The sequence below is a fragment of the Aeromicrobium sp. HA genome (genome assembly GCF_027171405.1).
GTDB classification, from domain to species: domain Bacteria; phylum Actinomycetota; class Actinomycetes; order Propionibacteriales; family Nocardioidaceae; genus Aeromicrobium; species Aeromicrobium tamlense.
In genome coordinates, this window is record NZ_CP114372.1 from 3,143,962 (window position 1) to 3,170,333 (window position 26,372).

The window sequence follows — 26,372 nt, forward strand, 5'->3', positions numbered from 1 at the left end:
ACCTCTTACGGGAGGAAGGGGCGCGCGAGGAAGTAGAACGCGGCGGCGACGGCCGCGGCGGCGGGCATGGTGACGACCCAGGCCACGACGATGTTCTTCGCGACGCCCCAGCGGACGGCGCTGAAGCGCTTGGTGGCGCCCGAGCCCATGATCGCCGACGTGATCGTGTGGGTGGTCGAGACCGGCGCGTGCAGGCCGATCGCCATCACGTAGAGGACGCTGGCCGCAGTGGCCTCGGCGGCGAAGCCCTTCGGCGGGTCGAGCTCGATGATGCGGCGGCCGAGCGTGCGCATGATGCGCCAGCCGCCCGAGTAGGTGCCCGCGGCGATCGCGCTGGCGGCCGCGACGATGACCCACAGGGGCACGTCGTCACCGGTGTGGAAGCCGCCGGCGACGAGCGCCAGCACGATGATGCCCATCGTCTTCTGGGCGTCCTGCAGGCCGTGGCCGAGCGCCATGCCGGCGGCCGAGACGGTCTGCGCGTGGCGGAAGCCGCGGTTGACCCGCGTGGGCTTGGCACGACGGAAGATCCACATGATCGCGGTCATCAGCCCGAACGCCAGGAAGAAGCCCAGCGCGGGGCTCAGCACCATCGGGATCGCGACCTTGTCGACCAGCGTGTCCCAGTGGACCACGGTGGACGAGGCGATGCCGGCGCCGACGATGCCGCCGATGAGGGCGTGCGAGGACGACGACGGGATGCCGAAGTACCATGTGATGAGGTTCCAGGTGATGGCACCGATCAGGGCCGCCAGCACGATCGTCAGCGCATGGGCCCGGTCGGCGTCGGTCAGACTGGTGACCCCGTCGATGTCGATGATCCCCTGGATCGTCTTGGCGACCTCGACGCCCAGCCAGGCGCCGACGAAGTTCAGGACGGCGGCCATCGCCAGCGCGACCCGCGGGGTCAGCGCCCGCGTCGACACCGAGGTGGCGATCGCGTTGGCGGCGTCGTGGAAGCCGTTCGTGTAGTCGAACACGAGGGCGATCACGACGACCGTGACCACCATGACCGTGACCAGGTCCACTCAGGACTCCTTGACGGCGATCTGCTCGACCGTGTTGGCGACCGACTCGAGGGCGTCGATCGCGGCCTCCACGGCCTCGACGATGTCCTTGAGCTTCAGCACCTGCATGGCCTTGTAGTTGCCGTCGAACAGGTCAGCGAGCATGCGGCGGTGGTTCCGGTCGCCCTCGTTCTCGAGGCGGTTGATCTCGATCCAGAACTCGTCGAGGTCCTTCATCGTGCGCAGCCGCGGCATGGCCTCGGCCGTGAGGTTGGAGGCGCGCTGGAGCACCTGCACCTGCGCCGCGAAGGCGTCGGGGAACTCCGTGACGCCGTAGAGGGCCGCGCTGTCGACGACCTCCTCCATGTAGTCCATGACGTCGTCGAGGCCACTGGCCAGCGCGTAGATGTCCTCACGGTCGAACGGCGTGATGAACGTGCTGTTCACGAGCTTGATGATCGCGTGCGTGGTGTCGTCCGCGGCATGCTCGGCGTCGTTCATCTGCGCGGCGAGTGCGGTCTTGTCGGCCTCGGGGTCCAGGACCCTGGCGACGATCCCGGCGCCGGTGACCAAGTGGTTGGCCATCTCGGTGAAGAGGTCGTAGAACGAAGCCTCGACCGGTCGGATGCGAAAACGCACGCGGGTACTCCTCGGCATGTGGCGGGCAGACTCTGCCCATGGTAGGTGCTGGGCGAGTGCCGCCGCCAACCGAGGGCGGTCAGGCTTCGGGGTCGACGCCCAGGAGGCCGTCGATCTCCGACTGGGTCAGTGGCGAGGTGGCTCCCGACGCCGCGATCATGAGCCGCGAGGTCAGCTCGATCTCGGCCAGCGCGGCATCGTCGCGCAGCCGATCGTCGAGCGGCTCGCTCGTGCGCTCGCCGGGGGGGTACAGGGCCACATACCGAGAGTACGCGGGTACGCGCCGGTAACCGAAGTCCCGGACGGAAAACCGCCCGTTCGGACTACGCCCACACCCCGGTTCCGGGGGTCAGTCGACCCATACGCGGGCGTTGCGGAACATGCGCAGCCAGGGGCTCTCGGCGGACACGTCGCCCGAGGTCCAGGACAGCTGCACGTTGCGCTGGACGCGCTCGGCGTGCGGCATCATCGCGGTGAACCGACCGTCGGGCGTCGTGACCGCGGTGAGGCCGTCCGGGGACCCGTTCGGGTTGGCCGGGTACGCGCTCGCGACCTGCCCGTCCACGTCGACGAAGCGGGCCGCGCGGTGCACGGTGGCAGCGTCGCCCCGGGCCGAGAAGTTCGCGAAGCCCTCGCCGTGCGCCACCGCGATCGGCACCTTCGAGCCGGCCATGCCGGAGAAGAAGATCGACGGCGAGTCGAGCACCTCGACGAGCGACAGGCGCGCCTCGTACTGCTCGGAGGCGTTGCGGGTGAAGCGCGGCCACGCGTCGGCGCCGGGGATGATGTCGGCGAGCGACGCGAACATCTGGCAGCCGTTGCAGATGCCGATGCCGAACGTGTCCGGTCGGGCGAAGAACGAGGCGAACGCGTCCGTCAGCGCCGGGTTGAACAGCACCGAGCGCGCCCAGCCCTCGCCGGCGCCGAGCGTGTCGCCGTAGGAGAACCCGCCGCACGCGGCCAGGCCGACCACGTCGGCGAGGTCGAAGCGCCCGGACTGCAGGTCGGTCATGTGCACGTCGTAGGTCTCGAAGCCGGCGCGGTCGAAGCCGAACGCGGTCTCGACGTGCGAGTTCACGCCCTGCTCGCGCAGGATCGCGACCTTCGGGCGGGCCCGGCCGACGAGGTAGGGCGCGGCCACGTCGTCGGTGGGGTCGAACGTCGGCGCGACCGTGAGCGCGGGGACGTCGGCACCGATCGCGGCGTGCTCGGCGTCGGCGCACTCCGGGTTGTCGCGCAGGCGCGAGATCCGCCACGAGACCTCGTCCCACGCCTGGGCCAGACCTTGGAGCGGCTCGTCGAGGCCGAGCGCCGGGACGCGCACGTGGCGGTCCTCGGTGGAGGCGCCCACTGGCCGCACGAGATCGGCGAGGCCGTGCTCGGCGAGCAGCGCGAGGGCCTCGTCGGCGCGGTCGGCGGGCACGGCCAGCACCGCGCCGAGCTCCTCGGTGAACAGCGCGGCGAGGTCGGCGACGTCGAGGTCGGCGCCCATGCCGCCCGCGAACGCCATCTCGCACACGGCCGCCCACAGGCCGCCGTCGGAGCGGTCGTGGTACGCCAGCAGCAGGCCGGCGTCGCGCAGCGCGTTGACGCCGTCGACCAGCGACACGAGGCGAGCGGGGTCGTCGAGGTCGGGGACGGTGCCGCCGAACTCGCCGCGCACCTGGGCCAGCATCGAGCCGCCGAGGCGGTTCGCCCCGGCGCCGAGGTCGGCGAGCAGCAGCGCCGCGCCGGCGGGCAGCTCGGGGGTCGCGGTGCCGCGCACGTCGGGCAGCGCCGCGAACGCGGTGACGACGAGTGAGACCGGCGCGATGACCTGCTTCTCGGTGCCGTCCTCCTCGGTCCAGCGCGTGCGCATGGACAGCGAGTCCTTGCCGACGGGGACGGAGATGCCCAGCGCGGGGCACAGCTCCATCGCCACCGCGTGCACGGTGTCGTAGAGGGCGGCGTCCTCGCCGTCCTCGCCGCACGCGGCCATCCAGTTGCACGAGAGCTTGACGCCCGGCAGGTGGATCGGCGCGGCCAGCAGGTTGGTGATCGCCTCGCCCACGGCCATCCGGCCGGAGGCCGGCGCGTCGACCGACGCCAGCGGGGTGCGCTCGCCGCTGGCCATCGCCTCGCCGGCGAAGCCGACGTGGTCCGACAGGGTGACCGCGACGTCGGCGACGGGCACCTGCCACGGGCCGACCATCTGGTCGCGGTGCGTCAGGCCGCCGACCGTGCGGTCGCCGATCGTGACGAGGAAGCGCTTCGAGGCCACCGACGGGTGGCGGAGCACGTCGTACGCGACCTCGCGCGCGTCGACGTCGGCGAGGTCGAGCTCGTCGGAGGCGCGCGCGACGCGGGTGACGTCGCGCGTCATCTTCGGGGGCTTGCCGAGCAGCACCTCGAGCGGCATGTCGATCGGGACCTCGTCCTCGGGATCGACCGGCGCCAGCACGAGCTGGGCGTCGTCGCGGGCCACGCCCACGACGGCGAACGGGCAGCGCTCACGGTCGGCGAGCGCGGCGAACCGCTCCAGGGACTCGGGCGCGATCGCCAGGACGTAGCGCTCCTGGCTCTCGTTGCACCACGCCTCCTTGGGCGCCAGGCCACTCTCCTCGAGCGGCACGGAGCCCAGCTCGAACGTGGCGCCGACGCCGGCGTCGTCCACGAGCTCGGGGAACGCGTTGGACAGGCCGCCCGCGCCCACGTCGTGGATCGACAGGATCGGGTTCTCCTCGCCGAGCGACCAGCAGTGGTTGATGACCTCCTGCGCGCGTCGCTCGATCTCGGGGTTGCCGCGCTGGACGGAGTCGAAGTCCAGCTCGGCGGCGTTCGCGCCCGCGGCCTTGGAGGAGGCCGCGCCGCCACCCATGCCGATGCGCATGCCGGGGCCGCCCAGCTGCACCAGCAGCGTGCCGGCCGGGAACTGGATCTTCTCGGTCATCTCGGCGCTGATCGAGCCGAGGCCGCCCGCGCTCATGATCGGCTTGTGATAGCCGCGTCGGACGCCGTCGACCGTCTGCTCGTAGACGCGGAAGAAGCCGCCGAGGCCCGGACGGCCGAACTCGTTGTTGAACGCGGCGGCGCCGATCGGACCCTCGGTCATGATGTCGAGCGGGCTCGCGATGTGCGCGGGGCGGCCGAACTGCGCGGTCTCCCACGGCTCGTCGGTGCCGGGCAGGTGCAGGTTCGACACGACGAAGCCGGTCAGGCCCGCCTTCGGCTGCGAGCCGCGGCCCGTGGCGCCCTCGTCGCGGATCTCGCCGCCGGCACCGGTCGCGGCGCCCGGGAAGGGCGAGATCGCGGTCGGGTGGTTGTGCGTCTCGACCTTCATCAGCACGTGCACGTCGCCGTCGCGCGGCGCGTAGCGGCTGGGGCGGTCGGCCGACTCGGGGAGCCAGCGCGTGGCCGGGCCACCCTCCATGATCGAGGCGTTGTCCTTGTAGGCCACGATCGTGCCGGCGCCGTGGAGCGCCTCGGTGTGGCGGATCATCGCGAACAGCGAGCGGTCCTGCGGCTCGCCGTCGACCACGAAGTCGGCGTTGAAGATCTTGTGGCGGCAGTGCTCGGAGTTCGCCTGGGCGAACATCATCAGCTCGACGTCGGTGGGGTTGCGGTCGAGGCCGACGAAGGCGTCGACGAGGTAGTCGATCTCGTCGGGCGACAGTGCCAGGCCGAACTCGGCGTCGGCCCGCTCGAGGGCCTCCCGGCCGCCGCCGAGCACGTCGATCCGCTGCATCGGCTCGGCCTCGCGCTCGTCGAAGAGCTCGGCCGCGGCCTCGCGGGAGTACAGGGCGGTCTCGGTCATCCGGTCGTGCAGCACGTCGGCGCACGCGGCGAGCTGATCGGGGCTCGGCCGGCCACCCTCGAGCGTGTACTCGGTGACCCGCTCGACGCGGCGGACGTCCAGCCCGCAGTTGTGGACGATGTCGGTGGCCTTGCTCGACCACGGCGAGATCGTGCCGAGGCGCGGTCCGACCACCACCAGGGTGCCGTCAGGGCCGTCCTGCACCGGATCGCCGTAGTCGAGGATCCGCGTGACGGTGTCGGTGGTGGCCACGTCGAGGGGACGCTCGCTGGCCACCCAGTGCACGTGCCGGGCGCGGACGCCGGTCAGTCCGGGGGCCACCTCCTGCAGACGGGTCAGCAGGGCCTGGGCTCGGAAGGCGGAGAGGGCGTTGCCGCCCTCGACCACGGTGAGTTCGACGTCGCGCGACACGCGACCCAGCCTATCGGCCCGTCCTGCCCGGCCCGCCGGGCGCATCGGTCCGCGTGGGTGCTGGTGCGCGGCGCGCTCCGGTGCCATCGTCGGAGCATGACCACACCCGCGGTGGAGGTGAGCGGACTCGTCGTCGAGCGCGGCGGCCGGACCGTGCTGGACGGCCTCGACCTCGAGATCCTGCGCGGCCGCGTCACCGGGCTGCTCGGACCGAGCGGCTGCGGCAAGTCCACGCTCATCCGGGCCATCGCCGGCGTCCAGGTGGTGAGGTCGGGTTCGGTGACGGTGCTCGGCGAGCCGGCCGGCTCGGCCGTGAACCGGCGGCGCGTGGCCTACATGACCCAGGCGAGCTCGGTCTATCCCGACCTCACCGTCGAGCAGAACCTCTCCTACTTCGCACGACTGTCCGCGGTGGGACGTGACCGCGTGGAGGCGGTGCTGTCCGCCGTCGACCTCGGCGCGCAGCGCGGGAGCCTGACCCGCGAGCTCTCGGGCGGGCAGCGGGCACGGGTCTCGCTGGCGGCGGCGCTGATCGCCGAGCCCGAGGTGTGCCTGCTCGACGAGCCCACCGTCGGCCTCGACCCCGTCCTGCGGCGCGACCTGTGGCGGCTGTTCGGCGGGCTGGCCGAGTCGGGCGTGACCCTGCTGGTCTCGAGCCACGTCATGGACGAGGCCGACCGGTGCGACGTCGTGCTGCTCATGCGCGAGGGCCGGATGATCGCGCAGGACTCCCCCGCCGGGCTGCGCGCCGCGACCGGGACGGCCGACATCGAGTCGGCCTTCCTCGCCCTGGCCGAGGGGGGTGCCGCGTGACGGGCGCGACCGCCACGGCCCAGCGGGTGCTGGCGCAGCTGCGGCACGACCCCCGCAGCATCGTCATGCTGCTGTTCCTGCCGTCGATCCTGCTGGCGCTGTTCCGCTACGTGTTCGACCAGCAGCCGCAGGTGTTCGCGCGGGTCGGTCCGCAGATGCTGGCGCTGTTCCCCTTCATCCTGATGTTCCTCATCACCAGCGTGACGATGGTGCGCGAGCGGATCTCCGGGACGCTCGAGCGGCTGCTGACGACGCCGCTGCGGCGCGGCGAGCTGATCGGCGGCTACGGCGTCGCGTTCGGTCTGGTCGCGCTGGCGCAGTCGGCGATCAGCCTCGTGGTGGCGCAGTGGCTGCTGGACCTCGGCCTCGACCGGCCGTGGGAGGCGTTGGTCTTCGCGATCCTCGGGTCCGTCGTGGGCACGGCGCTCGGGCTGCTGGCGTCGGCGTTCGCGCGCACCGAGTTCCAGGCCGTGCAGTTCATGCCGCTCGTGATCATCCCGCAGATCCTCGTGTGCGGACTGCTCGTGCCGGTGGACGCGATGCCCGAGGTGCTGCAGTGGCTCTCGGTCGTCATGCCGCTGACCTACGCGACCGACGCGTTCTCCTCCCTCGCGGCCGGCGAGGCGGCCTCGGAGCGGGTCACCGACCTGGTCGTGCTGATCGGGTTCGCCGTCGGCTCGGTCGCGCTGGCCTCGCTCACCCTGCGCCGCCGCACCCCCTGACGCCGAGTGGCAAACCGGGGTCGCGAGTGGCGCGGGATCAGCGGGCGGCGAGCGCGATGGCGAGCAGCAGGCAGCTGACGAACGAGACGGGCACGAGCCAGAGCACGCCGAAGAAGAGCGTCACCGTCGTGCCGACCTTCGGCGGGAAGAACCAGCGGGCGCGGGGCAGGTCGGCCGCGTCCTGGAGGACACCCGGACCGAGGCCGAAGCCCCGCCCCAGCGCCTTGAGCCGCGAGAACACGCGCGGGCCGCCGGCGGCGCCGGCCAGCTGGCCCAGCACGAGGCGCGCCTCGCCCACGTCGTCGCTCATCGCGACGGCGATCCCGAGCTCGGTGGCGAGCTGCTGCTCGTCCTCGACGGCCGCGATGATGCGCGAGCGCCGCCACGCGAACGCCCCCGAGAGAGCGGCGCCGACGAGCGCGATCAGGCCGGCGACGACGGTCAGCCAGGTGTCGTCGGCCAGGAGGCTGACGATCGCCAGGCCCACCAGGAACGGCCACGACACCACCATGATCCCGAGGCTGGGCCAGCGCAGCAGCCGCACGCCGAGTCGCAGCGCCTGCGCCGCACGCGCCGCCGCGACCTCGGTCTGGCCGTCCACCCGCGACGCGAAGCCTCCGACCGCCGCGTTCACCCGTCGTCCCGTCCTGCCGATGCCCATGCCTCCAGCCTAGGGAGCACCCCCGCAGGCCCCGAGATGTGCTCCGTATTCGACCTTTCAAGCCGGTTGAAAGGTCGAAAACGGAGCAAAACTCGGGCGGGTGGGGAGGCCGTGAAAATAGTGGCTTAACTCACAGTTAAAACCTTGTTACGATGACGCACCACCGTTCCGTTCCGTGCACTCCCACCCGCACGGAGCTCGTCCTTCCGAAAGGCTCATCGTGACCCGTACTCCTGCTGTGGCACGCCGTCTGGCCGTGCCCCTCTCCGCCACGCTGATCGCCGGCATGGCCGGCGCGCTGACGATGGCCGGCGCCGGCACGGCGAACGCCGCCGACGTCCGACTGTCGAAGACGTTCACCTACAACTGCGGCGTCACCGCGGGCCCGCTCGACCTCGGTCGGCACAACCTCGGCGTGGCCATCTCCACCACCGTGCCCACCTCGGTCCGCGCCGGCCAGACGATCCCGGCTCGTCCCGTGAACATCACGCTGACGCTCCCCGAGGACCTCCGCGCCGCCACGGCCGGCCTGCTGCAGGGCCGCGAGGCCGCCGGCGCCAGCACCGACGCCTCGCTCACCCTGACCACCGGTGGTCGCAGCACCGCGGTGCGGATCCCGAGCCTGGCCGCCCCGCGGACCCCGGTCCCGCAGAACGTCGGCGACAAGTGGACCATCCCGGCCACCGGCACGGTCCCGGCGATCAAGGCGCCCGCGAACACCAAGCACACCGTCGCGCTCGGCGTGCCGAAGTCGTTCACGATCGCGGCCACGATCTACCGCGCCGACGAGTCCACGGTCCCGTCGAGCCTCACGTGCACCGGCCCGTCCAACCTGGCCCTCGGCTCGATCAAGGTCCCCAACCGTGCACCGGTCGTCAGCAAGAAGACGGTCAAGGTCGTCACGAAGCAGAAGAAGGCCAAGGCCTTCGTGCTGCGCGCCCGTGACGCCGACGGCGACCGCCTGACCTACAAGGTCGGCAAGGTCAGCAAGAAGGCCGGCAAGGTCAGCGGCAAGGGCCCGAAGTTCACGTTCGTCCCGAAGAAGGGCTTCAAGGGCAAGACGGCGTTCTACGTGACCGTCCGCGACGGCTACGGCGGCAGCGCCAAGGTGAAGGTCGTCGTCACCGTCAAGAAGTGACGCCACCCGCAGCGTGACGCAGGGGCGAGGGCCGCGAGGCTCTCGCCCCTGCGCCTGTCCGGCTACTTCAGGAACTTCGAGGTGGAGCGGTCCTTGAGGATCGTGCCGCCGGTCTGGCACGTGGGGCAGTACTGCAGCGAGGAGTCGGCGAAGACCACCTCGGCCACCGTGTCGCCGCAGACCTCGCACGTCTGGCCCGCCCGGCCGTGCACGCGCATCCGCTCGCGCTTGGCGTCCTTGAGGTCGGCCGCGGGCTTGCCGTCGGCCGCCGCGACGGCCTCGGCGAGCACCGAGGTGACCGCCTCCTCCAGGCGAGCGATCTCGTCGTCGTCGAGCTTCTCGGCGATCGCGAAGGGCGAGAGCCGCGCGGCGTGCAGGATCTCGTCGCTGTAGGCGTTGCCGATGCCCGCCACCACGGTCTGGTCGCGCAGCAGCCGCTTGACCTGCATCCGGCGCTGCAGCAGCGGCCGCAGCTCGAAGCCCGGCGCGAGCGGGTCGGGACCGAGCCGCTCGATCCCGGGCACCTCGTGCGGGTCCCGCACGGCGTAGACGGCCAGGCCCTTGCGGGTGCCGGCCTCGGTGAGGTCGAAGCCCTCGTGCGGGCCCGAGCCCCGGTCGACGCGGAACCTCAGGGCGAGCGGGCCACCCATCTTGACCCGGCTGTCGCCGAAGTGGTCGGACCAGCGCAGCCAGCCCGCCTTGGCCAGGTGGATCACGAGGTGCAGCCCGTCGACGTCGATGTCGATGAACTTGCCGTGCCGCGTGACGCCGCTGACGGTGAGCCCCGCGAACGACGACACGGGCGGGTCGTAGGTCTTGAGCACCGCGAACGACGCGGGCTCGATCTCGACCACGACCGCGCCCTCGAGCTGGGCCTGCAGCCAGTGGACGAGGGCCTCCACCTCGGGCATCTCGGGCATGACGTCAGCGTACGAGGATCAGCCGACGAACGTCAGCCACAGCAGCACCAGGTTGAGCGCCACGATCGCCGCGGCCGCGAGCGTCGCGAGCACGGTGGTGAGCCGCCGGTTCACGAACTCGCCCATGATGGCGTGCCGCGAGGTCAGCCAGACCAGCGGCACGACGGCGAACGGGATGCCCATCGACAGGACGACCTGCGAGACCACGAGGGCCCGCGTGGGGTCGATCCCGAGCAGCAGGACGATCACGGCCGGCACGAGCGTGATGAGGCGCCGGGTGACCGGCTTGAGCGACCACGGCGTCAGGGCGCGCATGACCTCGGCGCCCGCGGCGCTGCCGACCGAGGTCGACGAGATGCCCGAGCCCAGCAGCGCGACCGCGAACAGCAGCGCCACGCCCGCGCCGATCTCGCTCGTGATGAGCTCGTGCGCGCCGGCGATCGTATCGGTGCCGGGCAGGCCCTGCAGGTTCGCCGCGGCCATGAGCAGCAGGCCGAGGTTGAGCATGCCGGCGAGGATCAGCGCCAGCACGACGTCGATCCGGGTGGCGGCCAGCAGGTCGCGCACCGTCGAGCTCTCGCCCCGGACGCCCAGACGGTCGGCCGTGAGGCTCGAGTGCAGGTAGACCGCGTGCGGCATGACGGTGGCGCCGACGATGCCCGAGGCCAGCAGCACGCTCTCGGCACCGTCGAACCGCGGCACCAGTCCCTGCACGACCTCGCCAGCGGCGGGCGGGCCGACGACGAGGCCGGCCAGGAAGCCCACCGCGATCAGCAGCAGGAAGCCGACGATGACGCGCTCGAGCGCGCCCTGGCCACGGTGGTCGCCGATCGCGAGCACCAGCATCGCGACCAGGGCGGTCAGCAGCGCGCCGAGCGGCAGCGGCACGCCGAACAGCAGGTGGAACGCGATTGCGCCGCCGATGACCTCGGCGAGGTCGGTGGCGATCGCGATCCCCTCGGCCTGCATCCAGTACGCGAAGCGCGCGCGGACGCCCAGACGGTCGCCCACCTGGCCCGCCAGCGAGCGGCGGGTGACCAGGCCGAGCTTGGCCGAGAGGTACTGGATCAGCACGGCCATGAGGTTGGCCAGCACGATCACCCAGACGAGGGTGTAGCCGAACTGCGCGCCGGCCGTGAGGTTCGTGGCGACGTTGCCGGGATCGACGTACGCGATGGCAGCGACGAACGCCGGCCCCAGCAGCGTGAGCCGGCGCCGCAGGACCTGGGTCACTCGACCCGCAGATCCTGGTACTCGGGGTGCTTCTCGACGAACCGCTTGATGTAGCTGCAGTGGATGCGGGCCTTCTTGCCGCGCGCCCGCACGTCGTCGAGCGCGAAGGTCACGAGCTGGCTGGCCAGGCCCTGGCCCTCGAAGCGCTCGTCGATGATCGTGTGCGGGAAGACGACGACGTCGCCCTCTTCACGAGCCTCGGTGAAGCCGGCGCGCTCGCCGTCGACCGCGATCTCGTACTGCTGCTCCGCCGCGATGTGCGTGATGTCGACCGTCATGGGAACGACCTTCCCACACTCGGTTTTCCCTTGCGCACCATGCGTGCCGGGCCGACGGCGACGTTCGTCTCTTCGGGCCCGGTCCCGCCGCGCAGTCGCTACGGTGTCGGGTATGAAGATCAGCGTCATCGGCTGTGGCTACCTCGGCGCCGTCCACGCCGCGAGCATGGCGGAGCTGGGCCACGAGGTCGTCGGCGTCGACACCGACCTGGCCAAGATCGAGAGCCTGTCCGCCGGGCGTGCCCCGTTCTTCGAGCCGAACCTGCCCGAGCTGCTCGAGCGCACCCTGGCCAGCGGCCGGCTGTCGTTCACCACGGACTTCGCCGACGTCGCCGACGCGCAGGTGCACTTCCTGTGTGTCGGCACGCCGCAGAAGCGCGGCGAGTACGCGGCCGACCTGGCCTACGTCGACGGCGCGTTCACGAGCCTGCTGGAGGTCATCGCGCCCAGCGCGCTCGTCGCCGGCAAGTCCACCGTGCCCGTCGGCACGGCCGAGCGGCTCGCGGCGCAGCTGGCCGAGGTCCGGCCCGACGCGATGCTCGTGTGGAACCCCGAGTTCCTGCGGGAGGGCTTCGCGGTCAAGGACACGCTGCACCCCGACCGTCTGGTCTACGGCGTTCCCGACGGCGGGGCCGGCGAGCGCGCCACCGCGCTGCTCGACGAGGTCTACGCCGCGATCCTCGCCGAGGGCACGCCTCGCCTCACGATGGACCCGGCCACCGCGCAGCTGGTCAAGGTCGCCGCGAACTCGTTCCTGGCCACGAAGATCTCGTTCATCAACGCGATGGCCGAGCTGTGCGAGCGCACCGACGCCGACGTCACCGCGCTGGCCGACGCGATCGGCCTCGACGACCGCATCGGGCGCAAGTTCCTCAACGCCGGCCTCGGCTTCGGCGGCGGCTGCCTGCCGAAGGACATCCGCGCGTTCATGGCGCGCGCCGGCGAGCTCGGCGCCGACCAGACCCTCAGCTTCCTGGCCGAGGTCGACGCGATCAACACCCGCCGCCGCGTGCGCATGGTCGACCTCGCCCGCGAGGAGTGCGGGGGCTCGCTCATGGGCCGCACCGTCGCGGTGCTGGGCGCCTCGTTCAAGCCCGACAGCGACGACATCCGCGACTCCCCCGCCCTCAACGTGGCCGAGCAGCTGCGGCTGCAGGGCGCGAACGTGCGCGTCACCGACCCGGCCGCGCTGGGCAACGCGAAGTCGTCCTACCCGAACCTGCTCTACGTGGAGGACACCGAGGAGGCGCTCACCGGCGCCGACCTCGTCCTGCTGCTCACCGAGTGGCGCGAGTACCGCGAGCTCGATCCCGAGGCCGTCGGCGCGCTGGTGCGCCGCCGGGCGCTGCTCGACGGGCGCAACGCGGTCGACCCCGACCGCTGGCGCGCCGCCGGCTGGACCTACCGCGCCCTGGGCCGCCGCGCCTGAGACACGCCCACCCACGACAGAGCAGGGGCCCGCAGCCATCGGCTGCGGGCCCCTGTCGTGTCGGCGTCAGTCGATCTCGCGCTTGAGGATCTTGCCCGTCGCGGTCATCGGCAGCGCGTCGCGGAACTCCACGATGCGCGGGTACTTGTACTGGGCGAACTGGCCCTTGGCCCACTCGCGCAGCTCGGCCTCGGTGGTGGGATCGTCGGCGTTCTTGACCACGACCGCCTTGATCTCCTCGCCGTGCGACTCGTGCGGGACGCCGATGACGGCGACCAGCGAGACCGCCGGGTGCGTCATCAGCACCTCCTCGAGCTCACGCGGGTACACGTTGTAGCCGCCGCGGATGATCATGTCCTTGCTGCGGTCGACGATGTAGTAGTAGCCGTCGTCGTCCTTGCGGGCGAGGTCGCCCGTGCGGAACCACTCGCCCTGGATCGCCTCGGCCGTGGCGGCGGGGCGGTTGTAGTAGCCCTTCATGATGCCGTGACCCTTGATCGCGATCTCGCCGATCGCCTCCGGGTCGTGCGGCACGTCGCTCCAGTCGTCGTTGATGAGCTTCATCTCGACGCCCTCGACCGGACGGCCGATGGAGCCCACGCGGACCTCCTCGCCGCGGACGCCGAACGAGGCGACGGGCGAGGTCTCGGAGAGGCCGTAGCCCTCCTGGATGACGATGCCGAACTTCTCCTCGAACTGACGGTGGATGTCGGCCGGGAGCGCGGCGCCACCGGCGGCCGCCGTGCGGATGGTCTTGGCGATGGCCTCGACGTCGATGCTGCCGTCGGACGCGGCGAGCGCCTGCAGCAGGCCCCAGTACATCGTGGGCACGCCGGCGAAGAACGTGATCTTCTCCTTCAGCAGGAGCGCCAGGGCGGCCTCGGGCTCGAACCGCGGCAGGTAGACGACCGTGCCGCCGTAGAGGAACGCGCCGTTCTGGATGACGGTCTGGCCGAAGATGTGGAACAGCGGCAGCACCGCGAGGTACGTGTCCGGGTCGTTCTCGTCGGCGCCGAACAGCGAGGTGCCGAGGGCGGCGTTGGCGCGCAGGTTGCGGTGCATCAGCTCGGCGCCCTTGGGCTGTCCGGTGGTGCCCGACGTGTAGAGGATCACGGCGGTGTCGTCGTCGTCGCGCTCGACCGTGGTGAACTCCGGCGACTGCTGGGCCACGAGCGGGCCGTAGAACTCCGGCGGCTCCATCGGCTCGGGCGCGGCCGAGTCGAGCTTGATGAGGAAGAACTCCTTGCACGCCTCGACCTCGTTGAAGCCGGCCCAGGCGCGGTCGCCGATCGGCAGGTCGGGGGTGCCCTCGAACGCGATGAAGGCGACGGCGCCGGAGTCGTCGAGGTGGTAGGCGACCTCGCGCTCGGACAGCAGGACGTTCAGCGGGACGACCACGGCACCGGCCTTGAGGATGCCGAAGTAGGCGATCGTGAAGTAGGGCAGGTTCGGGATCGAGATCGCGACCTTGTCGCCGGGCTTGATCCCCCGCGAGACGAGCAGGTTGGCGACCTGGTTGGCGGCGCCGTTGACCTGCGCGTAGTTCAGGCGCGTGTCACCGAAGACGATGGCGGTGCGCTCGGGGTACTTCGCGGTCGTGTCGTCGAGGATCGCGGCGAGGTTGGTCACGGTGCCTTCTTTCGGGGGGTGTGGCCTCAGTTACATCGTCACTGTAACCAACGACCGCGGCACAAAGTGTGCCGCGACCCCTGTAGCAAAGCGTCGCGACCACACCCCTCCCGACGACTCAGCAGCCGTCGCGCATCAGGTCAGGCTGGTTGCCGTCGGTGACCTCGACCATCGTGATCCGCGAGGAGTCCGTGAGGCGGTCCGGAGCCTCGTCGAAGAGGAAGCCGATCCAGCGCGTGTCCTCACGGACGAACGCGCCGGTCTGCGAGTAGCCGGCCTCCTCCGGCTCCGACAGCGCCCCGCCGTAGGCCCGGCGCAGGCCTCCGTAGCTGTTGCCCACCGAGATGCCCTTCGCCGTCTCGGCCCCGTCCTTGAACAGGCCCAGCGTGGCGATCGTGCCGTCCTGCCGGACCTGCACGTCGAACCCGTCGCCGAGGTCGCCGGTCCAGCGGTACCGGGTGCCCTCGCAGACCAGTCCACTGTCGTCCCGCTCGATCAGCCCGGTCGCGATCGCCTCGTCGACCGGCGTGCCGACCCGGATCGGCTCGATCGCACCGGGAACCACGTCGCCCACCGTGATCGGGCGTCCCTCGGCGTCGACCGGGTCGGCGGGAGACCAGGAGGGCCCCGTCCGGTCGGCGCGGGCCGCCGCGAGATCGGGATCCTCCGTGGCGCTCGGCGCGGGGGACGTGGCCGTCGGGGCGGGCGACGACGTGACGGTGGTGCCGGGGTCGGCGGCCGACGCCGATCCTCCGTCCAGCTGGCGGGCGGCGAAGCCGGCGCCGACGCCGGCGATCACGCTGGCGGCGACGAGGGATGCTGCGATGCTGCGGTTCATGGTGTCCTCACCGACCGCCTCCGTGACGGTCTCACCCTCCTGATGCCGCCGGGGCACGGAAAGTTGTCACGCATCGGCACCGGCCGTGAGCTGCGCCCGGACGAAGCGCCGCGCCGTGTGGATCCGCGCCTTCACCGTGCCGAGCGCGACGCCGAGGATCGTCGCGATCTCGTCGTACGGCAGTCCCCCGAGGTCGCGCAGGACGAGTGCCTCCACCGTCTCGGGGTGGCGCTCCTCGAGCGCCTCGATCGCGTCGAGGAGGTCGAGCCGCGTGCCGGCGACGACGCTGGTGCGTGCCGGGTCGGCCGTCTCCGGCGCCGCGTCGAGGCCTCGCTCGACGGATCGCCGCTTCAGCGTCCGGTACGTCATCCGCGCCTGGTTGGTCGCCACCATCGCGGCCCAGGCCTCGAACGAGCCCCGGGCCGCCCAGGTGTCGAGCCGCGTGGCGATCGTGAGCAGGGCGTCCTGGGCGGCCTCCTCCGCGTCCTGGGGGTAGGGCAGGACGCGTCGGCAGCGCCGCTGCACGAGGGGTCGGACCTGTCCGAGCAGGTCCTCGAGCGCCGCCCGATCGCCGGCGCGGGCGCGCGCGACCAGGGCGTGGTGCACGTCCATCCGGCCTCCCCACCGATACTGGTCACGATGCGACAGATCGGACGTTACCGGCTCGACTCCGTGCAGGGGGTCGGCGCCTTCGCGACGGTGTGGCGCGGCCACGACCCCGATCTGGACGTCACGGTGGCGGTGAAGGTGCTGGCCGACAACTGGGCCCACCACCCCGACGTCCGCGAGCGATTCCTCGAGGAGGCCCGGCTGCTGCGCCGCATCCACGACCCTCTCGTCGTGCGGGTCCACGACGTCGGCGTCCAGGACGACCGGCCGTACTTCGTGATGGACTTCGTGCCCGGCGGGACGCTGGCCGACCGGGTCGGCGATCTCGGCACCGACGACGCCGTGGCGTGGGTCGTGGCGGCGTGCCGGGCCGTGCAGGCGCTGCACGACCACGACGTCCTGCACCGCGACGTCAAGCCCTCCAACCTGCTGGTGAGCGGCGACGACAAGGTCCTCATCAGCGACCTCGGGAGTGCGAAGCGACTGGCCGAGGCGAGCGGGATCACCGTCACCACCGGAACGCCCGCCTACATGGCACCCGAGCAGGCGTACGGGCAGCCGCTGGACGCGCGCACCGACGTCTACGCCCTCGGGGTCCTCGCGCACGAGCTGATCGCCGGCCGGCTGCCGTTCGACGGTCCGCTCGGACGGACCGCCAACGACCGGCTGGAGCCGACCGGAGCCGGCCCGCGGGTCGACGCGGTCGTCGCCGCCGCGCTGTCCGTGCGGCGCGAGGGCCGTCCGGCGTCGGCGGCCGCGCTGGCCGAGGCGCTCGAGTCGAGCGAGGAGCCGGGGCGCACGGCCGTGCCGCCCTGGCTCGTCGCCCTGCTGATGATCGTGGCCTTCGCCGCCGCCGCCGTCACCACCTGGTACCTGGGCTGAGGCGACGACCGGCGACTCACCAGGTGAGGCCGGTGAGTCGCTCGTAGGCCTCGATGTAGCGGTCGCGCGTGCGCTCCACGATCTCGTCGGGCAGCCGCGGCGGGGGCGTGTCGGACGCGCGGTCCCAGCCGGACTCCTCCGACGTCAGCCAGTCGCGGACGAACTGCTTGTCGTAGCTGGGCTGCGCCTGGCCGGGCACGTAGCGGTCGGCGGGCCAGAAGCGCGACGAGTCGGGCGTGAGCACCTCGTCGGCCAGCACGATCGTGCCGTCGGGACGGGCGCCGAACTCGAGCTTGGTGTCGGCCAGGATGATGCCGCGCTCGCGGGCGATCTCCTCGGCACGGCCGTAGACGGCCAGGGTGAGGTCGCGCAGCCGCTCGGCCATCTCGGTGCCGACGGTCTCCACGACCGCCTCGAACGAGACGTTCTCGTCGTGCTCGCCGAGATCGGCCTTCGTGGCCGGGGTGAAGATCGCGGTGTCGAGGCGCGAGCCGTCGACGAGCCCGTCGGGCAGCGGGATGCCGCACACGGCGCCGGTCTCGCGGTAGTCGGCCAGGCCCGAGCCGGTGAGGTAGCCGCGGGCGACGCACTCGACCGGGAACATGTCGAGCCGCTCGACGACCAGCGCGCGGCCGGCCACCTCGTCGGGCACGTCGGTGCTGACGACGTGGTGCGGCACGAGGTCGGCCAGCTGGTCGAACCACCACAGGCTCATCCGGGTGAGGATCTCGCCCTTGTCGGGGATCCCCGGCTCGAGCAGGAAGTCGTAGGCGCTGACCCGGTCCGACGCGACCATCAGCAGGTGGTCGCCGTACGTGTACAGGTCGCGGACCTTGCCCGAGTGCAGGTGGGTGGCTCCGGGAATCTCCAGCGGCATGGGATCAGGCTAGTGGCCTGCCCGTCGGCGCGTTTCCGTGGCAGGCTGTGCCGGTGCCATCGACCCGGACCACGACCACGACGCTGCTCGTGTCGGCCCTCGTGGTCTACAGCGCCCAGGGGATGCTCGTCCCGGTGCTGGCGCCCGTCACCCGGCTGGTCGGGCTCGGCGAGGTCGACCTCGGCGCCGTCATGACGCTGTCCGCGGCGATGCTCGTGCTGACCGGTCCGTGGTGGGGTCGCGAGGTCGACCGGGTCGGCGTCCACGCGGTCCTCGTGCGCGGCCTGCTGGTCGCCACGATCGGTGCGGCTGGCTTCGCCGTGATGACCGAGGTCGCCGTCCGGCAGGAGCTGCCGCGGTGGCTCGTGCTCTCGGCGTTCGCCCTCACCCGGGGCGTGCTCTACGGCGTCGGCTTCGCCGCCGTCCCCGTCGCGGCGCTGACCTATCTCGCCTCCACGAGCGACGGCGCCACCGCGCGCACGCAGGCGATGGGCGCGTTCGGAGCGGTGCAGGGCATCTCGCTCGTCGTGGGTCCCGCCATCGGCGGCCTCGCGGCGATCGGCGGGCTGCTGCTGCCGGTGCACCTCGCGCCCGTCCTCGTCGGGGCGACCCTCGTCGCCGTGTGGCTGCTGCCCGCGCCCGAGCGGCAGGAGCGCCCCGAGCGCGAGCGACTCGGCTTCGGCGACCCGCGTGTGCTGCCCTACCTCGCGGCGGGCGCCACGCTCTTCCTCGGCCTGGCGCTCGTCGAGATCATCCTCGGCTTCCTCGTGCAGGACCGCCTCGGCCTCACGAACAGCGAGACCGCGGGCGTCGTCGCCGTCGCGGGCGTCGCGATCGGCATCGGCTTCGCCCTCACGCAGGCCGTCGTCGCACCCCGCGTCCCCGGCGGGCCGCGCGCGCTCATCGTGATCGGCAGCCTCGTCGCCGCGGCCGGCTACGCACTCGCGATCGTCGCCACCACGCTCGGCGTGCTGCTGCCGGCCCTCATGGTCATCGCGGCCGGACTCGGGCTCGCCGTCCCTGGCTACAACGCCGGCGCCACGCTCGTCGTCGAGCCGTCGGAGCACGCCGCGGTCGCGGGCCAGCTCTCGGCGACCGTGGGTCTCACCTATGTGATCGGGCCGGTGCTGGGCGCCGGTCTCTACGGCCTCAACGACCTCGCCCCGATCGTCGGCGCCGCCCTCCTCTCGGTCGTGGCGGCCGTCGTGGCTGCCGCCAGCGTCCGACCCGTGGCACGATGACGCCATGGGCGTCGTGCATCCCGGATCCGAGCTGAACCCCACCAAGGCCGAGCTGCTGGAAGCCTGGCTGCCGAGCCGCGACTGGTGGCCGCAGGGCGCGGAGGTGCCCGCCTTTCAGGCGAACTTCCGCTTCGACGACCCCGAGGGCGAGGTCGGCATCGAGTCGTTCCTGCTCCCCGTGGGCGACGACATCGTGCACGTGCCGCTGACCTACCGCTCCGCCCCGCTCGAGGGCGCCGAGCTCGTGGGCGAGATGGACCACTCGGCGCTGGGTCGCCGCTGGGTCTACGACGGCGCGACCGACCCGGTCTACCTCGCCGAGGCGGCCGCCGTGATCCGTGAGGGTCGCGGCGAGGTGACGATGCTGACGCCCGAGGGCGAGCCGATCCCGCGCCGCCGGTTCACCGCGGCCGTGCACGGCAGCGGCTCGGGCCACGGCGAGCTGCACGTCGCGCGGGTCGTCGACGCCCACGCCCCCGCCGAGGCCTCGGGCATCCTCACGGCCACGTGGGCCGAGCACCCCGGCCCCGCGGTCCTGGCCTGGCTCGCCTGACCGCCCGTCCCGAGATGTGCTCCCTCTTCTACGTTTCAGACCTGCTGAAAGGTAGAAATTGGAGCAGATCTCGTCACGCGAGGGTCAGAGGATGGCGCCGGGCGCGTAGGCCGCGGCGTCGGGGTGGCGCTGCAGGACGGCCTCGACCTGCGTGAGCACCTGCGCGACCTGCGAGACGGCCGCGCCGGTGAAGGCCAGCGGCTCGGCGACGAGGCGCTGCAGGTCGTCGGCCGTGAGGCCGAGCCGCTCGTCCGCGGCGAGACGGTCGAAGAGGTCGTTGTCGGCCGTGCCCTGCTCGCGCATCTCGAGCGCGACGGCGACCGCGTGCTCCTTGATGGCCTCGTGGGCCGACTCGCGGCCGACGCCGTGGCGCACCGCGGCCATGAGCACCTTGGTGGTGGCCAGGAAGGGCAGGTAGCGGTCGAGCTCGCGCTGGACCACGGCCGGGAAGGCACCGAACTCGTCGAGCACGGTCAGGAAGGTCTCGAAGAGGCCGTCGGCGGCGTAGAACGCGTCGGGCAGCGCCACGCGGCGCACGACCGAGCACGACACGTCGCCCTCGTTCCACTGGTCGCCCGAGAGCTCGCCGACCATCGACGCGTAGCCGCGCAGGACGACGGCGAGGCCGTTGACGCGCTCGCACGAGCGGGTGTTCATCTTGTGCGGCATCGCCGAGGAGCCGACCTGGCCGGGCTTGAAGCCCTCGGTGACGAGCTCGTTGCCCGCCATGAGGCGGATCGTGAGGGCCAGGCTCGACGGCGCGGCGACCAGCTGCACGAGCGCGCTGACGGCGTCGAAGTCCAGCGAGCGCGGGTAGACCTGGCCGACGCTGGTGAACGTGCGCTCGAAGCCCAGGTGCGCCGCGACGCGCTGCTCGAGGTCGGCGAGCTTCGCCTCGTCACCGCCGAGGAGGTCGAGCATGTCCTGGCCGGTGCCCACCGGGCCCTTGATGCCGCGCAGCGGGTAGCGCGCGATGAGCTGCTCGACGCGCTCGATCCCCACCAGCAGCTCGTCGGCGGTGGTGGCGAAGCGCTTGCCGAGCGTGGTGGCCTGCGCGGCGACGTTGTGGCTGCGGCCGGCCATGACGAGCTCGGCGTGCTCGCCCGCGAGGCGACCGAGGCGCGCCAGCGCGGCGACGGCGCGGTCGCGCACCAGCTCGAGCGACGCGCGCACCTGCAGCTGCTCGACGTTCTCGGTGAGGTCGCGCGAGGTCATGCCCTTGTGGATGTGCTCGCTGCCGGCCAGCGCGGCGAACTCCTCGATGCGCGCCTTGACGTCGTGGCGGGTGACGCGCTCGCGCGCGGCGATCGAGTCGAGGTCGACCTGGTCGACGACGGCCTCGTGCGCTTCGATGACGCCGTCGGGGGTCTCCACCCCGAGGTCGCGCTGGGCCTTCAGCACCGCGATCCACAGCTGCCGCTCGAGGACGATCTTGTGCTCGGGCGACCAGATGCGGGCCAGCTCGGCGGAGGCGTAGCGGGAGGCGAGGACGTTCGGAGTGGTCACCGGCCCATTGTCGCAGTCCGCGGTCAGGGCGTGGAGAGCAGGACGCGGCCCTCGTCGTCGAGCAGCTTGCCCTGACGCTTGACGCTGCGCACGATCGTGGCGCGGTCGGTGACCCGCCATCCCGGCACGCGCTCCGCTGCCGTGCCCTCGAACTCGAACAGCTCGGCGAGGGCGTTGAACCGCACCACCAGCGCGAGGTTGGACGCGCCCACGACGGCCGCGCACCGCACGACGCAGGGCAGGTCGCCGATCACGCCGCCCGCCGTGCGTGGGTCGTCCGCCTCGGCCTCGAGGATCACGCCGCGTCCCGCACCGCCCGCGGAGGCCACGACGTCGCAGCCCAGCCGGATCGCGCGCGAGCGCAGCGCCCGCTCCAGCAGGCGGCGCGCGGTGGGCTCGGGACGGTCGAGCCGGCGCCCGATGTCGGCCACGCTCATGCGGGGGTCCTCGATGAGGATCTCGGTGAGCTGGGCGAGCACCTCGGCGTCGGGCGGCGTGACGGTGCCGTCGCCACGGCGGTCGAGCCCGCTGACCTGCTCGGGGCTGAGCGCGCCGAGTCGCCACTGCGCGTCCTCGCGGTGCACGCCGGCGATGAACGAGGCGCGCGTGCCGACGATGTCGGGATCGTCGCCCACGAAGGTGTCGACCGCCTGCCGCATCTGACCCAGTCCGCGGCCGATGAGGATGATGGCGACATCGTCCTTGCCGGCCAGCAGGTCGACGGAGTAGACCTCCTCCGCCTGGGCGATCTGCTCGGCGACCCGGACGTCGGCACCGGGACGGCAGGTCAGCTTGAGGACCACGGCATCGCGGTCGGGCGCCAGCTGCTCGGCGCTGGGACGCACCACGAACCAGGCCAGTCGCTCGGCGACCAGACGGTCCCAGCGACGGGCGGCGGTGGCGGGGTCGACGCCGATCGTGCGGCCGATGGCGCTCCACGGGGCCCGGGGAGCGACCTGCAGGGCGTGCACGAGCGCGAGGTCGACCTCGGGGAGCTCAGGCAGGGACTGCGACGACGCGTACATGCGGCCAGAATACGGGTTGCCGGTCCGACCGCACGCCCAGGTGACGGATCAGCCCGCCGAGGGCCCTCCGACTGACGGAACCGCGCTGTGGCGTCGGCGGGGACTCAGCCGGGCAGGTTCGCCGCGATGTCGCGCCGGTGGTGCGCCCCGCGGATGCGGATGAGGTCGACGGCCTCGTACGCGCGGGCCCGGGCCTGGTCGAGGTCGTCGCCGACGGCCGTCACCGACAGCACGCGGCCACCGGCCGTGACCAGGTTGCCGTCCTCGTCGATCTTCGTGCCGGCGTGGATCACGTCGACCCCCTCGACCGCGTTGGCCTCGTCGAGTCCCTCGATGCGGTCGCCGGTGACGGGCGACTCGGGGTAGTGCTCCGAGGCGATCACCACGGTGAGCGCGGCGCCGTCGCGCCACTGCGGCAGCCCGACCTCGGCGAGCGTGCCCGTGGCGGCGCCGTGCAGGAGCGCCGACAGCGGCGTCCTCAGCAGCGACAGCAGCGCCTGGGTCTCGGGGTCGCCGAAGCGGGCGTTGAACTCGACCACGCGCGTGCCGCGGCTGGTGAGCGCGAGGCCGGCGTAGAGCAGCCCCTGGAACGGGGTGCCGCGCGCGGCCATCTCCTTGACGGTGGGCAGCAGGACCCGCTGGGTCACGTCGCTCACGAGGTCGTCGGGCGCCCAGTCGAGCGGGGTGTACGCACCCATGCCGCCGGTGTTCGGTCCCTCGTCGTCGTCGAGGGCGCGCTTGAAGTCCTGCGCCGGCTGCAGCGGCAGCACGGTGGAGCCGTCGGTGATCGCGAACAGCGACACCTCGGGACCGTCGAGGTACTCCTCGATCACGACGCGATCGCACGAGACGCCGTGGTCGTAGGCCGCCTGGCGGTCCTCGGTGACGACGACGCCCTTGCCGGCCGCGAGGGCATCGTCCTTGACGACGTAGGGCGGGCCGAAGGTGTCGAGCGCGTCGGCGACCTGCTCGGGCGTCTCACACACGCGCGCCATCGCGGTGGGCACCTCGGCGGCGGCCATGACCTGCTTCGCGAACGCCTTCGAGCCCTCGAGCTGCGCGGCCTCGGCGCTGGGACCGAAGCAGGCGATGCCCGCATCGCGCACCGCGTCGGCGACGCCCGCGACGAGCGGGGCCTCGGGTCCGACGACGACGAGCCCGGCGCCGATGCGGGTGGCGAGGTCGGCCACGGCGGCGCCGTCGAGCGGGTCGACGGGGTGCAGGGTGGCGATGTCGGCCATGCCCGGGTTGCCCGGGGCGGCGTGGACCTCGGTGACCTGCGGGTCGCGGGAGAGGGCCAGGGACAGGGCGTGCTCGCGGCCGCCGGTGCCGATGACGAGAACCTTCACCCGTCGAGCCTATCGCCGGTGCACACGGGCTCCCGCATCGATCAGGATGGCGTGATGTCGGCGGCGATCTCGCGCGCGAACGCCACGAGCGCGTCCCACGGGCGCGGGCCGTCGGTGCCGGTGAGGAACGAGGACCACGTCAGCGGCGGCGGTGCCGGCAGTGCGAGGTCGTCGAAGGCGCGGGTCCAGCCGGCCAGCAGGCGCTCGTCGTAGCGGCCCGAGGCGAGCAGGAAGCTCGTGACGGCCGAGACCGTGCCGCGCCGGGCCTCGTCGTCCTCGCGCAGCAGCTCGGCCAGGTCGGCGCCGAAGCCCTCGGCGTCGAACTCGGGCCACGACGCGGCGGCGTGCAGGCCGTCGCGCAGCAGGTCGGGCAGGCGGTCCCAGTCGGTGATGTCCTCGCGGTGTGGTCCGAACGCGATCGTGGCCAGCGCCGAGACGACGCCGCCCGCGCCGATGGCCGCGAAGAACCCCGCCATCGCCTCGGGGCGCCGGTGCTGGCGCTCCAGCACGCGCAGGAGCCGCGTGAAGCGCGCCGCCTGCTGCCGCGAGACCAGGTCGGCCGGAGGAAGGACGTCAGTCATCGGCCCCCCGGGACCCGCGACCCGTGACGACGTCGCCGAGGGCGCTGACGACCTCGTCGAGCGTCAGCGGCGCGAGGGTGACCTCGACCTCCTCGGTGCCCGTGCGCGGGGCGTGCTCGACCCGGTACCAGCCCTGCGGACCGGCGTCGACGACCGTGACGGTGGCGTCGACGTCGCGCTCGGCCCAGTTGCCGGTGGCGCGCCAGGCCAGCCGCCAGCCCTCGAGGACCGGGTCGAGGTCGGCGTCGCCGCTGGGGTCGACGCCCTCGAGCGTCATGGCCGCGTCGATGACGGTGGTGTTCGTCGTCACCGTGGGGCGCTCGGCCGGGACCTCGCGGTCGAAGATCGCCAGCCACTGGCGCAGCTGGTCGCGCAGCAGGCCGAGCTCGGTGGCGGTGACGACGACGGCGCCCTCGGTGTCGGGCGCGCTCGTGGTGGCGCGGCCGTCGGGCATCCAGCCGATGAACAGGGGCGAGAGGGTGGCGCCGTCGAAGCGCTCGACGACGATGCTGCGCGCGGGACCCACCGCGACCTCGACCAGGCTCGCGGCCGTGGGGTGGACGCCCGCGGAGGTCACGAGGCCCTCCTGGCGCAGGCGGGTGGGCGCGTCGGCCGGGGCCACGCGGCCGGCGTGCACCTCGGCCAGCTTGATGAGGTCGTCGTAGCCGACGGTGAGCTGCAGGAAGGTCTCGTCGAGTCTCGGCACGGTGGCTCCAGCGTTCGCAGGGGTGTCGTTCATGTCAGTCCCAGAACGTCAGCTTGTCGCCGACGTCCTTCCAGGTGTCGCCGTCGGTGACGGTGTCCCAGGCCTTCGAGGCGCCGTCGCTGATCTCGTCCCAGTGGTCCACCACCTCGGCGCCGGCCCAGACCAGGCCGGTGCCCACGGCGATGGCGCCGGTGACCGGGTTGGGCGCGATGAGGAACGCCGTGGTGGAGGCGCTGAAGGCGGTCTCGGCCACGTCGGCCACGTAGCCGGCGCCCTCGCGCTCGAAGGCGTCGATCGGGTTGCCCTGCTGGATCAGGTTGTTGACGCCGACCGCCGTGCTGTAGACGCCACCCACGATGCCGAGGCCGCGCATGAGGCCCAGGCCTCCGGGGTTGCGGCTCAGCGGGTCGGCCCAGCCGGCGGTCGGGAAGCGGGTGCCCGGTCCGGCCCACTTGGGCAGCTTGTTCAGCAGCGCGGTGGGCGGGGCCGCGTGGCGCCCGCCGCCCGAGAGCATCCAGCGCGCCCACTCGCCCGTGCGCCCGCCGGCGTTGGCCATGCGGGTCAGCATGTTGCGGCCGACGAGGCCGGTCTGGAAGATGGGCGCGACGCCCGTGGCCATCTTCTTCATCTTGCCCAGCGCCGAGGCGATGGAGATGAGCGGGAAGTCGTCGTCGTTGCCGAAGATGTTGCCGAACTCGGCGCCGAGGTACTCCCCCAGCAGGTCGTTGAGGGTGTCGTTGATGGCGCTGAGCGACATCGTGACCTTGCCCTCGCCCGACTCGTCGAGCAGCAGCGCAATGTCGGCCAGTCCGTTGAGCTTCTCGGCCGCGTCGTCGAGGAACGTCGCCTTGGCCTCGATGTTCTCCAGGCTCGGCAGCGCGACCGGGCTGGCGGAGCGCGCGGACGCGGCGTTGGTGCGGATCTTCGACGCCAGCTCCTCCGCGCGGGTGGCCGACAGCGTGAGCTTGTCGTAGTCCATCTCGACGGTCATAGCGTGACCTCCTCCTTCACGGCGAACCACAGCGCGACGTGCTCGGGGCGGGTGCCGCCGACCACGCGCGGGGGGACGAGGTCGTGCTCGCGCACGAACGACCATTCGACGACGGCCATGTTGAGCGGCGAGGCCCACCGGCGCGAGGCGACCAGCACGCCGGCCTCGCTGCGCAGCGTGAGCAGCTTCGGCAGGCCGCGGTGGGTGAGCTGCATGCCGGGGAGCACGAACCGCTGGTCTCCGGTGACCGCGAGACGCTGGCGCCGTCCGAGGCCGCTGCGCTTCCCCTCGGTGGTGATCGTGGCGACGCGCTCGCCGTTCAGCGTCACGGGGACCCCGTCGTCGTAGGCGTCGCGGAACGGGTTCGCCTGCCGCTCGGCGGCGGTGCGGCGATCGGTCAGGTCGAGGCCCACCGTCGCGTCGCCCACCGTGGCCTCGATCGCGTCCGCGCGGCGCACCAGGCGCACCGGACCCCATGACGACCGGCGGTGGGACCGCCACTCGTACCTCTGCTCGTCGCTCACACCGTCTCCCCCGTGAA

Annotated in this window: 26 protein-coding genes; 7 read left to right on the top strand and 19 right to left on the bottom strand. The window is 72.4% G+C overall.

Translation table 11 applies throughout. The annotated features are described in order from the left end of the window. Positions 1-5: 5 nt before the first annotated feature. The 4 genes from O3S82_RS15590 to purL form a co-directional block, all read right to left on the bottom strand. The gene (locus O3S82_RS15590) at positions 6-1,022 is read right to left on the bottom strand and encodes an inorganic phosphate transporter (RefSeq protein WP_179428393.1); all 1,017 of its coding nucleotides are present in this window, start codon (positions 1,020-1,022) and stop codon (positions 6-8) included. 6 nt (positions 1,023-1,028) lie between these two features. Next, the gene (locus tag O3S82_RS15595; protein WP_179427786.1) at positions 1,029-1,646 is read right to left on the bottom strand and encodes a DUF47 domain-containing protein; all 618 of its coding nucleotides are present in this window, start codon (positions 1,644-1,646) and stop codon (positions 1,029-1,031) included. Positions 1,647-1,725: 79 nt separating this feature from the next. Beyond that, positions 1,726-1,905, bottom strand: coding sequence for a hypothetical protein (locus O3S82_RS15600; protein WP_179422414.1), 180 nt, complete (start codon positions 1,903-1,905; stop codon positions 1,726-1,728). Positions 1,906-1,995: 90 nt separating this feature from the next. Continuing rightward, entirely contained in the window at positions 1,996-5,850 is a 3,855-nt protein-coding gene (gene purL, locus O3S82_RS15605; RefSeq protein WP_269304042.1) for a phosphoribosylformylglycinamidine synthase, read from the bottom strand. Positions 5,851-5,946: 96 nt separating this feature from the next. On the opposite strand from purL, the gene O3S82_RS15610 reads away from it, so the two are divergent. After that, positions 5,947-6,663 (top strand): ABC transporter ATP-binding protein, encoded by a 717-nt coding sequence (locus O3S82_RS15610; protein ID WP_179427784.1) that lies wholly within the window; start codon positions 5,947-5,949, stop codon positions 6,661-6,663. Next, a complete protein-coding gene (locus tag O3S82_RS15615; protein ID WP_269304044.1) occupies positions 6,660-7,385 on the top strand; it encodes an ABC transporter permease in 726 nt (241 codons plus the stop codon). The genes O3S82_RS15610 and O3S82_RS15615 overlap by 4 nt, the downstream gene beginning before the upstream one ends. A 37-nt stretch (positions 7,386-7,422) precedes the next feature. Here the strand turns inward: O3S82_RS15615 and O3S82_RS15620 are convergent, their stop codons facing one another. Continuing rightward, positions 7,423-8,046: a hypothetical protein gene (locus tag O3S82_RS15620; protein ID WP_269304046.1), complete on the bottom strand. Its 624-nt coding sequence runs from the start codon at positions 8,044-8,046 to the stop codon at positions 7,423-7,425. A 238-nt stretch (positions 8,047-8,284) separates the two neighbouring features. Here O3S82_RS15620 and O3S82_RS15625 point away from each other — a divergent pair, with 238 nt between their 5' ends. Next, entirely contained in the window at positions 8,285-9,184 is a 900-nt protein-coding gene (locus tag O3S82_RS15625) for a DUF6801 domain-containing protein (RefSeq protein ID WP_269304048.1), read from the top strand. Between the two features lie 62 nt (positions 9,185-9,246). Here O3S82_RS15625 and O3S82_RS15630 read toward each other — a convergent pair whose 3' ends face one another. The 3 genes from O3S82_RS15630 to O3S82_RS15640 are packed head-to-tail and all read right to left on the bottom strand — an operon-like array spanning position 9,247 to position 11,615. Continuing rightward, entirely contained in the window at positions 9,247-10,104 is an 858-nt protein-coding gene (locus tag O3S82_RS15630; RefSeq protein ID WP_269304050.1) for an Fpg/Nei family DNA glycosylase, read from the bottom strand. Positions 10,105-10,122: 18 nt separating this feature from the next. After that, positions 10,123-11,337, bottom strand: a complete 1,215-nt coding sequence (locus O3S82_RS15635) for an Nramp family divalent metal transporter (protein WP_269304052.1) — start codon at positions 11,335-11,337, stop codon at positions 10,123-10,125. Continuing rightward, positions 11,334-11,615: a GNAT family N-acetyltransferase gene (locus O3S82_RS15640; protein WP_269304054.1), complete on the bottom strand. Its 282-nt coding sequence runs from the start codon at positions 11,613-11,615 to the stop codon at positions 11,334-11,336. Before O3S82_RS15640 ends, O3S82_RS15635 begins: the two co-directional genes overlap by 4 nt. Positions 11,616-11,727: 112 nt before the next feature. Between O3S82_RS15640 and O3S82_RS15645 the strand changes: the two genes are divergently transcribed. Continuing rightward, a complete protein-coding gene (locus O3S82_RS15645; protein WP_269304056.1) occupies positions 11,728-13,044 on the top strand; it encodes a UDP-glucose dehydrogenase family protein in 1,317 nt (438 codons plus the stop codon). 66 nt (positions 13,045-13,110) lie between these two features. Here O3S82_RS15645 and O3S82_RS15650 read toward each other — a convergent pair whose 3' ends face one another. The 3 genes from O3S82_RS15650 to O3S82_RS15660 form a co-directional block, all read right to left on the bottom strand. Beyond that, positions 13,111-14,673, bottom strand: a complete 1,563-nt coding sequence (locus O3S82_RS15650) for a long-chain-fatty-acid--CoA ligase (RefSeq protein ID WP_179427768.1) — start codon at positions 14,671-14,673, stop codon at positions 13,111-13,113. Positions 14,674-14,791: 118 nt separating this feature from the next. Then, positions 14,792-15,511 (bottom strand): hypothetical protein, encoded by a 720-nt coding sequence (locus tag O3S82_RS15655; RefSeq protein WP_179427766.1) that lies wholly within the window; start codon positions 15,509-15,511, stop codon positions 14,792-14,794. A gap of 66 nt (positions 15,512-15,577) precedes the next feature. Further along, a complete protein-coding gene (locus tag O3S82_RS15660) occupies positions 15,578-16,123 on the bottom strand; it encodes an RNA polymerase sigma factor (RefSeq protein ID WP_179427764.1) in 546 nt (181 codons plus the stop codon). Between the two features lie 27 nt (positions 16,124-16,150). Here O3S82_RS15660 and O3S82_RS15665 point away from each other — a divergent pair, with 27 nt between their 5' ends. Beyond that, on the top strand, positions 16,151-17,002 hold the full coding sequence (locus tag O3S82_RS15665; RefSeq protein WP_269304060.1) for a serine/threonine-protein kinase: 852 nt from the start codon (positions 16,151-16,153) through the stop codon (positions 17,000-17,002). A 16-nt stretch (positions 17,003-17,018) separates the two neighbouring features. Here the strand turns inward: O3S82_RS15665 and O3S82_RS15670 are convergent, their stop codons facing one another. After that, a complete protein-coding gene (locus O3S82_RS15670; RefSeq protein WP_269304062.1) occupies positions 17,019-17,879 on the bottom strand; it encodes a phosphoribosylaminoimidazolesuccinocarboxamide synthase in 861 nt (286 codons plus the stop codon). 53 nt (positions 17,880-17,932) lie between these two features. On the opposite strand from O3S82_RS15670, the gene O3S82_RS15675 reads away from it, so the two are divergent. Beyond that, positions 17,933-19,120 carry an MFS transporter gene (locus tag O3S82_RS15675; RefSeq protein ID WP_269304063.1) on the top strand — a complete coding sequence of 396 codons (1,188 nt, stop codon included), beginning with the start codon at positions 17,933-17,935 and terminating at the stop codon, positions 19,118-19,120. A 4-nt stretch (positions 19,121-19,124) separates the two neighbouring features. Then, positions 19,125-19,673, top strand: coding sequence for a maltokinase N-terminal cap-like domain-containing protein (locus tag O3S82_RS15680; protein WP_269304065.1), 549 nt, complete (start codon positions 19,125-19,127; stop codon positions 19,671-19,673). An 84-nt stretch (positions 19,674-19,757) separates the two neighbouring features. On the opposite strand, the gene purB is transcribed toward O3S82_RS15680, so the two are convergent. The 7 genes from purB to O3S82_RS15715 form a co-directional block, all read right to left on the bottom strand. Beyond that, positions 19,758-21,179, bottom strand: a complete 1,422-nt coding sequence (gene purB, locus O3S82_RS15685; RefSeq protein WP_269304067.1) for an adenylosuccinate lyase — start codon at positions 21,177-21,179, stop codon at positions 19,758-19,760. A gap of 23 nt (positions 21,180-21,202) precedes the next feature. Further along, the gene (locus O3S82_RS15690; protein ID WP_269304070.1) at positions 21,203-22,204 is read right to left on the bottom strand and encodes an AsnC family transcriptional regulator; all 1,002 of its coding nucleotides are present in this window, start codon (positions 22,202-22,204) and stop codon (positions 21,203-21,205) included. A gap of 104 nt (positions 22,205-22,308) precedes the next feature. Beyond that, the gene (gene purD / locus O3S82_RS15695; protein WP_269304072.1) at positions 22,309-23,553 is read right to left on the bottom strand and encodes a phosphoribosylamine--glycine ligase; all 1,245 of its coding nucleotides are present in this window, start codon (positions 23,551-23,553) and stop codon (positions 22,309-22,311) included. Between the two features lie 41 nt (positions 23,554-23,594). Continuing rightward, complete coding sequence (locus O3S82_RS15700; protein WP_179427747.1) at positions 23,595-24,134, bottom strand: hypothetical protein; 540 nt, start codon at positions 24,132-24,134, stop codon at positions 23,595-23,597. Then, positions 24,127-24,873, bottom strand: a complete 747-nt coding sequence (locus tag O3S82_RS15705) for a hypothetical protein (RefSeq protein WP_179427745.1) — start codon at positions 24,871-24,873, stop codon at positions 24,127-24,129. Before O3S82_RS15705 ends, O3S82_RS15700 begins: the two co-directional genes overlap by 8 nt. 1 nt (position 24,874) lies before the next feature. Continuing rightward, positions 24,875-25,831 carry a hypothetical protein gene (locus tag O3S82_RS15710; protein WP_179427743.1) on the bottom strand — a complete coding sequence of 319 codons (957 nt, stop codon included), beginning with the start codon at positions 25,829-25,831 and terminating at the stop codon, positions 24,875-24,877. After that, the gene (locus O3S82_RS15715; protein WP_269304075.1) at positions 25,828-26,355 is read right to left on the bottom strand and encodes a hypothetical protein; all 528 of its coding nucleotides are present in this window, start codon (positions 26,353-26,355) and stop codon (positions 25,828-25,830) included. The genes O3S82_RS15710 and O3S82_RS15715 overlap by 4 nt, the downstream gene beginning before the upstream one ends. Positions 26,356-26,372: the final 17 nt, after the last annotated feature.

Coding starts and splice junctions, on each gene's coding strand:
- O3S82_RS15610 (WP_179427784.1), top strand. CDS start 5,947: ATGACCACACCCGCGGTGGAGGTGAGCGGACTCGTCGTCGAGCGCGGC.
- O3S82_RS15620 (WP_269304046.1), bottom strand. CDS start 8,046: ATGGGCATCGGCAGGACGGGACGACGGGTGAACGCGGCGGTCGGAGGC.
- O3S82_RS15630 (WP_269304050.1), bottom strand. CDS start 10,104: ATGCCCGAGATGCCCGAGGTGGAGGCCCTCGTCCACTGGCTGCAGGCC.
- O3S82_RS15640 (WP_269304054.1), bottom strand. CDS start 11,615: ATGACGGTCGACATCACGCACATCGCGGCGGAGCAGCAGTACGAGATC.
- O3S82_RS15645 (WP_269304056.1), top strand. CDS start 11,728: ATGAAGATCAGCGTCATCGGCTGTGGCTACCTCGGCGCCGTCCACGCC.
- O3S82_RS15655 (WP_179427766.1), bottom strand. CDS start 15,511: ATGAACCGCAGCATCGCAGCATCCCTCGTCGCCGCCAGCGTGATCGCC.
- O3S82_RS15660 (WP_179427764.1), bottom strand. CDS start 16,123: ATGGACGTGCACCACGCCCTGGTCGCGCGCGCCCGCGCCGGCGATCGG.
- O3S82_RS15665 (WP_269304060.1), top strand. CDS start 16,151: ATGCGACAGATCGGACGTTACCGGCTCGACTCCGTGCAGGGGGTCGGC.
- O3S82_RS15670 (WP_269304062.1), bottom strand. CDS start 17,879: ATGCCGCTGGAGATTCCCGGAGCCACCCACCTGCACTCGGGCAAGGTC.
- O3S82_RS15680 (WP_269304065.1), top strand. CDS start 19,125: ATGGGCGTCGTGCATCCCGGATCCGAGCTGAACCCCACCAAGGCCGAG.
- O3S82_RS15690 (WP_269304070.1), bottom strand. CDS start 22,204: ATGTACGCGTCGTCGCAGTCCCTGCCTGAGCTCCCCGAGGTCGACCTC.
- O3S82_RS15700 (WP_179427747.1), bottom strand. CDS start 24,134: ATGACTGACGTCCTTCCTCCGGCCGACCTGGTCTCGCGGCAGCAGGCG.
- O3S82_RS15705 (WP_179427745.1), bottom strand. CDS start 24,873: ATGAACGACACCCCTGCGAACGCTGGAGCCACCGTGCCGAGACTCGAC.
- O3S82_RS15710 (WP_179427743.1), bottom strand. CDS start 25,831: ATGACCGTCGAGATGGACTACGACAAGCTCACGCTGTCGGCCACCCGC.